Consider the following 6,819-nt stretch of genomic DNA (forward strand, 5'->3'; position numbering starts at 1 on the left):
TAAACTTGCCGGGGCAGGGTACCGCCATGGGGGGCGCTGCCGCTTGGACAAAGGGCAGGGAGGAATCCATGTGGCGTGAGATCGAGCCCGACGAGATAGTCGACATCGCCGTCGATGGTCATCGGGTTAGGGCCTACAGCTTCGGCAAGGGTGCCAGCACGGTCCTGTGCCTCAATGGCGGGCCGGGGCTTCCATGCGACTACCTGCGCGAGGCGCATTCGTGCCTGATCGACCACGGCTACCGGGTGGTCGCCTTCGACCAGTTGGGCACCGGCGCCTCGGACCGTCCGGACGACGTGTCGCTGTGGACCATCGGCCGCTATGTCGCCGAGACCGAGACCGTGCGGCGCGAGCTTGGGCTGGGCAAGGTGCACCTGCTGGGGCATTCCTGGGGCGGTTGGCTCGCCATCGACTATGCGCTGACGCATCCCGAAAACCTTGCCTCGCTGATCCTTGCCGACACGGTCGCCGACATACCGCACCTGGTCTCCGAACTCGAGCGGCTGCGGGCCGCGCTCGGCACCGAGACCGTGGCCATGATGCAGAAGCACGAGGCCGCGGGCACGCTGGATCATCCCGAATACCAGGCGGCCATCACCCTGCTCAATTACCGCCACGTCTGCCGCCTGCCCGAATGGCCGGCCCCGGTGCGCCGTTCGCTGGACGATTGGAACATGGGGCCGTACGTGGCCATGCAGGGGCCGAACGAGTTTCTCTATACCGGCAACCTGAAGGACTGGAACCGCGTGCCGGACCTGCCGAAGATCAAGGCTCCGGTGCTTATCGTCAACGGCGAGCACGACGAGTTGACACCCGCCTGTGCTTTGCGCATGAAAACAGCCTTGCCCGAAGCGGAAGTCAGCATCATGCGCAACTCCAGCCACATGCCCTTCTACGAGAACCCGGCCGACTACTATCGCGTGCTGGTCGATTTCCTGTCGCGCCACGGGGCGGGCACATGACATACCGAATGTCGGGACGTTGAGGCATGCATCGGTATAAGTTCGTCCTCTATCGCCCGATCCAGTTCCTCCCGGTCCTGTTCGGCATCAGCGTCGTCACCTTCGTGCTGGTGCGCCTCATCCCCGGCGACCCGGCCCGGGTGCTGCTCGGCGCTCGCGCCACGCCCACGGCAATCGCCAACATCCGTCGCCAGTACGGCCTCGATGAGCCGATGTGGCTGCAGTATTTCTATTTCGTGAAAAACCTGTTCAACGGCGAGATGGGCAAGTCGATCCTCTACAAGATCGACGTGCTGAAGCTGATCATGACCCGGATCGAGCCGACGCTGGTGCTGGTGTTGACGAGCGTGGTGCTTTCGGTGCTGATCGCGGTGCCGATGGCGGCCCTTGCCGCCCGCAACCACGGCCGGTTTGCCGATCACGCCGTGCGCGTCGTTTCCACCGCGGGCATCGGATTCCCGCCGTTCTGGCTGGGGTTGATGCTGATCATCCTGTTCAGCGTCAATCTCGGCCTGCTGCCGGTTTCCGGCTATGGCGAGACGCTGGGCGACAAGATCGCCCACCTGGTGCTGCCGAGCCTGACCATTGCGCTCTCGCTCTCCACAGTCCTGACACGCAGCCTGCGGGCGGCGATGGTGGAAGGCCTGCGCTCAGACGTCGCCACCGCGGCGCGCGCCCGAGGCATGCCGGAAAGCGTGGTGTTCTGGCGCCACGTCGTCCCGAACTCGATGGTGCCGACCATCAACCTGCTCGCCATCAACATCGGCTGGCTGATCGGCGGGACGGTGGTCATCGAAAGCGTTTTCGCCATTCCCGGCATCGGGCAGTTGCTTGTGCGGGCGATCTTCTCGCGCGACTACATGGTGGTGCAGGGCGTGGCCATGGTGCTGGCCTGCGCCACCGTGCTCATCAATCTCATTGCCGACATCGTCACCGTCGCCGCCGACCCGCGGGTGAAGCTATGAGCGCGGGGGCTTTGGGCACTAGGCGGATGGGATGGCGTCAGCGGCTCGGCCGGCAGCCGGTGCTGGCGATCGGCGCCACGGTGCTGATCGCTTTCGTGCTGGCGGCGCTGCTCGCCCCCTATATCGCGCCCTACGACCCGATCGTGCAGAATGCCGACATTCGCCTGCAGGGGCCGTCCTGGGCGCATCCCTTCGGTACCGACAATTTCGGCCGCGACGTTCTCTCGCGGGTGATCTGGGGGGCGCGCATCGATCTGCAGATCGCGATACTGGGCGTCGTCTTTCCCTTCATCATCGGCACGCTGGTCGGCACCGTGGCGGGATTCTTCGGCGGGGTCGTCGATGCGCTGTTCATGCGCCTCATCGACGTCATCCTCGCCTTTCCATTCCTCGTCTTGGTGCTGTCGATCATCGCCATCCTCGGGCCGGGCCTGAGCAGCTTCTACATTGCGATGGCGCTGGTGGGCTGGGTTTCCTATGCCCGGCTGATCCGCGCGCAGGTGCTGGTGCTGAAGAACAGCGACTACGCGGTTGCCGCCGTAAGCCTCGGTTTTAGCCGCTGGCGCATCATGTTCCGGCATCTCTTGCCGAACGCCATCGCCGGCTCGGTGGTGTTTTCCATGTCGGATGCGGTGCTCGTGCTGCTCAACGGCGCGGCGATCAGCTATCTGGGGCTCGGCGTGCAGCCGCCCATCGCGGAATGGGGCATCATGGTAGCCGAGGGCCAGCCGTTTATCACCACCGCCTGGTGGATCACGCTGTTTCCCGGCCTTTCCATCGTGTTGCTGGCCTTCGGCTTCAGCCTGTTCGGCGATGCGCTCGGCGACGCCCTGGGGGTGAAGGAATGAGCGCTCCCGTCCTCAGCGTCACCGATCTTTCCGTTACGCTGGCTCTGCCGGCCGGCGAAGCGCGCAGGCTGCTCGACAAGGTCTCGCTCGACCTCGGCAAGGGCGAGGTGCTCGGCCTGGTCGGCGAAAGCGGCTCGGGCAAGAGCCTGTTTTGCCGCACGCTCGTGCGGCTGCTGCCTTCCCCGAACATGCGGATCGCGGGCGGGCGCATCATGCTCGGCGAGCGCGACCTGGCCAAGGCTTCCGAAGCCGAGATGCTGAGCGTTCGCGGCGGCAGGATCGGCATGATTTTCCAGAATCCGACCAGCCATCTGGATCCGGTGATGAGCATCGGCGACCAACTGGTCGAGGGGATACGCTATCATCAAGGGTTGGACGCGCGCGCGGCACGCAAGGCGGCGATCGAGATTCTGCGCCAGGTCGGCTTTCCCGAACCGGAACGGCGGTTCGATGCCTTCCCGCACGAGTTTTCCGGCGGCATGCGCCAGCGGGCGATGATCGGCGTGGCCCTGTCGTGCAATCCCGAAATCCTCATCGCCGACGAACCGACCACCGCGCTCGACGTCACCATCCAGGCGCAGATATTGCAACTGCTGATGGACATCCGCCGGGAGCGTGGGCTTTCGATCATCCTGATCACCCACGATCTCGGCATCGTGGCGCAGACCTGCGACCGCATCGCCGTCATGCGCGAGGGCAGGCTGGTCGAAGAGGGGGAAAAGCGCGCGCTGCTGCGTTCGCCCACCCACCTTTACACGAAGGCGCTCATCGGCAGCCATCCGTCGATGCCGTCGCCTTCCCAGGACGAGGGAGCGGCGGTGCCTGCTCCAGATCCGGTCGCTGCCGGGGCCAGGCCCCTGCTGGAGGTGGACGACGTCAATGTCCGTTTCGCCGGAGCCGGCAGCCTGTTCGGCGGAAGTTCCGGGGCCGTCCACGCGGTGGCCGGCGTGTCGCTGAAGATCATGCCGGGCGAGACGGTCGGCATCGTCGGGGAATCGGGCAGCGGCAAGAGCACGCTGGCGCGGGCGATCCTGGGGCTGACCCCGATCGCATCGGGCAATGTCAGTTTTGACGGCACCAGCCGGTGTGACGATCCGGCGGCATTTCTCAAGCGGCTTCGCCACGAAACGGCGATGGTGTTCCAGGACCCCTACAACGCGCTCAATCCGCGCCTGCCCATCGGCGAGATGCTGGCCGAGGTGCTGAGGGTGCAAGGCCGCACCCCGCCCGCCGAGATCCCCGCGAGGGTTGGCGAATTGCTCGATCTGGTCGACCTCGGCCGCGAGTTCGCCGGGCGGCGCCCGCGCAGCATGAGCGGCGGCCAGTGCCAGCGGGCGGGCATTGCCCGGGCCTTGGCGGTGGAGCCGCGGCTGATCATCGCCGACGAAAGCACGGCGGCGCTCGATGTCACGATCCAGGCGCAGATCCTCGACCTGTTCCGCGTGCTGAAGCGCAAGATGAACCTCACCCTGCTGTTCATCGCCCACGACCTCGCCATCGTGCGCAACCTGTGCGACCGGGTGGTCGTGATGCACCGGGGGCGCATCGTCGAGCAGGGGGCGTCGGCACGCTTGTTCGAGCATCCGGCGGAGGCCTACACGCAGGCATTGATCCGGGCCATTCCCGATATCGATCCGGACAAGCCGCTTTTGCCGCAGGCGGCGCGGGAAGTTGCATAGGCGGCGGCCAACCAAATCCAGAGCACTGAAAAAGGGAACGCGACAATGAAGAACAAGTGGATGAAAATAGGCCTTGTGGCCGTCATGGCCGGCCTGACCTTCGGGTCGGGCATCGCCGAGGCGGCGGGCGTGCTGACCATCGGCCGGCGGGAGGACTCGACCACTTTCGACCCGATCAAGACGGCGCAGAACATCGACTTCTGGGTCTTCTCCAACGTCTATGACGTGCTGATCCGCGTCGACAAGACCGGCAAGGTGCTGGAACCCGGCCTCGCCGAAAGCTGGACCGTCTCCGACGACGGGCTGACCTATACCTTCAAGCTGCGTGACGCCAAGTTTTCCGATGGCTCGCCGATCACCGCCGAGGACGCCGCCTTCAGCCTGCTGCGCATCCGCGACGACGAAGGCTCGCTGTGGAGCGATTCCTACCAGGTGATCGATACCGCCACGCAAGGCGACGACGCGCGCACGCTGGTGGTGAAGCTGAAGACGCTGTCGGCGCCGTTCCTCGCCTCGCTTGCCATGCCGGGCGCGTCGATCCTGTCCAAGGCGGGCCTCGAATCCATGGGCGCCGATGCCTATGCCGAAAACCCCATTGCCTCGGGCGCCTTCACGCTGAAGGAATGGCGTCGTGGCGACCGCGTCATCCTGGAGAAGAACCCGAACTTCTGGCAGGCCGACCGCGTCAGCCTGGACGGCGTCGAATGGATTTCGGTGCCCGACGACAATACCCGCATGCTCAACGTGCAGGCGGGACAGCTGGACGCCGCTCTCTTCGTGCCGTTCTCGCGCGTGGCCGAGCTGAAGAAGGACCCGGAACTGGTCGTCACGCAGGACACCTCGACCCGCGAGGACCATCTGCTGATCAACCACGAGCACGGTCCGCTGGCCAAGAAGGAAGTGCGCGAGGCGCTGGACATGGCGATCGACAAGCAGGCGATCGTCGACACCGTGACCTTCGGCCTCGGTGAAGTCGCCAATTCCTACATTCCGAAGGGCGCCCTTTACCACGACGACAACGCGCTGCAGCGCCCCTACGACCCGGAAAAGGCCAAGCAGATGCTGGCGGATGCCGGTGCCTCCGACCTGACGCTGAACTATGTCGTGAATGCCGGCAACGAGGTGGACGAGCAGATCGCCGTCCTGCTGCAGCAGCAGCTTGCCAAGGCCGGCGTGACCGCGAACCTGCAGAAGGTCGATCCGAGCCAGAGCTGGGACATGCTGATTGCCGGCGACTACGACCTTTCGGTCATGTACTGGACCTATGACGTCATCGACCCGGACCAGAAGACCACTTTCGTTCTCGGGCACGATTCCAACATGAACTACATGACCCGCTACAAGAACGACAAGGTGAAGCAGCTCGTCGCCGATGCCCGCATCGAGATGGACCCGGCCAAGCGCGAGGCGATGTATATGGAAATCCAGAAGACAGCCAAGGCCGACGTCCACTGGATCGACCTCTACTACAGCCCCTTCATCAACGTTACCCGCAAGAACATCGAAAACTTCTACCAGAACCCGCTCGGCCGCTTCTTCCTCGAAGACACGGTCAAGAACTGATCCCCATGCTCTGTGGTGCGGCGGCCGGCCGCCGCACCACATGAAAAACCTTCCATCCCGCACTCGACGGGATCGAGACTCTCCAGATACGTACTGACGTCGGGATTCTGGGAACCACTAGATATAGCGGTTACGGTTCCCTGAGGCGCCTCTTGCTTCGGAACTGAGAGGAAAGCCGGTGCCGCGATTTGGGAATGCCGGCGCGGTCTCGGCCTTGCGCGGCGACTGCAGTGCCTCAGCGACCCGTGGTGGACGTTTCAGTTCGCCATGGCAGGTCTCCTGGCTCGCGAGTCGTCGCTTTCGCTCCCGAGGACTTCCGGCCTCGGTGACATGAGCGGACGCTGCCCAAGCGATCAGGCGAAGCGTTTCGCTCCGGCGACGCAGGCGACGATGATCACGGTGGACATGATCATGGTCCAGGCGATGGGCTCGCCAAGGAAGACCGCTGCCAGCAGGAAGCCGAAGAAAGGCTGGAGAAGCTGCAACTGGCCGACGCCGGCAATGCCGCCGAGGGCGAGGCCGCGGTACCAGAAGATGAAGCCCGCCATCATGCTGAACACCGAGACGTAACCGAGGCCGAGCCAGCCGGGAGCCGTGACGTTGCCGAACGTCTCTGGCCAGGTCACCAGGGTCAGAATGCCCATGACCGGCAGCGAAAGAAGGAGAGCCCAGGAGATCACCTGCCAGCCGCCGAGACGCCGGGACAGGGTGGCGCCCTCGGCATAGCCCAGGCCGCATACGACGACGGCCGCGACCATGAGCAGGTCGCCGGCGAGCGTTCCGCCGTCGCTGCCTTGGAGGG

The 6,819-nt window shown here is 64.8% G+C and carries 6 protein-coding genes; 5 read left to right on the top strand and 1 reads right to left on the bottom strand.

Going from position 1 to position 6,819, the window contains the following annotated elements:
• Positions 1-68: 68 nt before the first annotated feature.
• From ACFOHJ_RS18285 to ACFOHJ_RS18305, 5 genes are read left to right on the top strand one after another with little or no spacing between them, the layout of a single operon-like run.
• Complete coding sequence (locus ACFOHJ_RS18285) at positions 69-962, top strand: proline iminopeptidase-family hydrolase (protein ID WP_378223106.1); 894 nt, start codon at positions 69-71, stop codon at positions 960-962.
• A gap of 26 nt (positions 963-988) precedes the next feature.
• A complete protein-coding gene (locus ACFOHJ_RS18290; RefSeq protein WP_378223108.1) occupies positions 989-1,927 on the top strand; it encodes an ABC transporter permease in 939 nt (312 codons plus the stop codon).
• A complete protein-coding gene (locus ACFOHJ_RS18295) occupies positions 1,924-2,775 on the top strand; it encodes an ABC transporter permease (RefSeq protein WP_378223110.1) in 852 nt (283 codons plus the stop codon). Before ACFOHJ_RS18290 ends, ACFOHJ_RS18295 begins: the two co-directional genes overlap by 4 nt.
• Positions 2,772-4,454 carry a dipeptide ABC transporter ATP-binding protein gene (locus tag ACFOHJ_RS18300; RefSeq protein WP_378223112.1) on the top strand — a complete coding sequence of 561 codons (1,683 nt, stop codon included), beginning with the start codon at positions 2,772-2,774 and terminating at the stop codon, positions 4,452-4,454. Before ACFOHJ_RS18295 ends, ACFOHJ_RS18300 begins: the two co-directional genes overlap by 4 nt.
• Before the next feature lie 45 nt (positions 4,455-4,499).
• Positions 4,500-6,017, top strand: a complete 1,518-nt coding sequence (locus tag ACFOHJ_RS18305) for an ABC transporter substrate-binding protein (RefSeq protein ID WP_378223114.1) — start codon at positions 4,500-4,502, stop codon at positions 6,015-6,017.
• A gap of 353 nt (positions 6,018-6,370) precedes the next feature.
• Here the strand turns inward: ACFOHJ_RS18305 and ACFOHJ_RS18310 are convergent.
• The coding region (locus tag ACFOHJ_RS18310; protein WP_378223115.1) for a DMT family transporter at positions 6,371-6,819 on the bottom strand (449 nt) is incomplete at its 5' end.

This window comes from Aquamicrobium soli (assembly GCF_042646345.1).
Classification (GTDB): Bacteria; Pseudomonadota; Alphaproteobacteria; order Rhizobiales; family Rhizobiaceae; genus Mesorhizobium; species Mesorhizobium soli_A.

What these genes read in the sequence shown, in the direction of transcription:
- ACFOHJ_RS18285 (WP_378223106.1), top strand. Translation starts at nt 69, where the DNA reads ATGTGGCGTGAGATCGAGCCCGACGAGATAGTCGACATCGCCGTCGAT.
- ACFOHJ_RS18290 (WP_378223108.1), top strand. Translation starts at nt 989, where the DNA reads ATGCATCGGTATAAGTTCGTCCTCTATCGCCCGATCCAGTTCCTCCCG.
- ACFOHJ_RS18295 (WP_378223110.1), top strand. Translation starts at nt 1,924, where the DNA reads ATGAGCGCGGGGGCTTTGGGCACTAGGCGGATGGGATGGCGTCAGCGG.
- ACFOHJ_RS18300 (WP_378223112.1), top strand. Translation starts at nt 2,772, where the DNA reads ATGAGCGCTCCCGTCCTCAGCGTCACCGATCTTTCCGTTACGCTGGCT.
- ACFOHJ_RS18305 (WP_378223114.1), top strand. Translation starts at nt 4,500, where the DNA reads ATGAAGAACAAGTGGATGAAAATAGGCCTTGTGGCCGTCATGGCCGGC.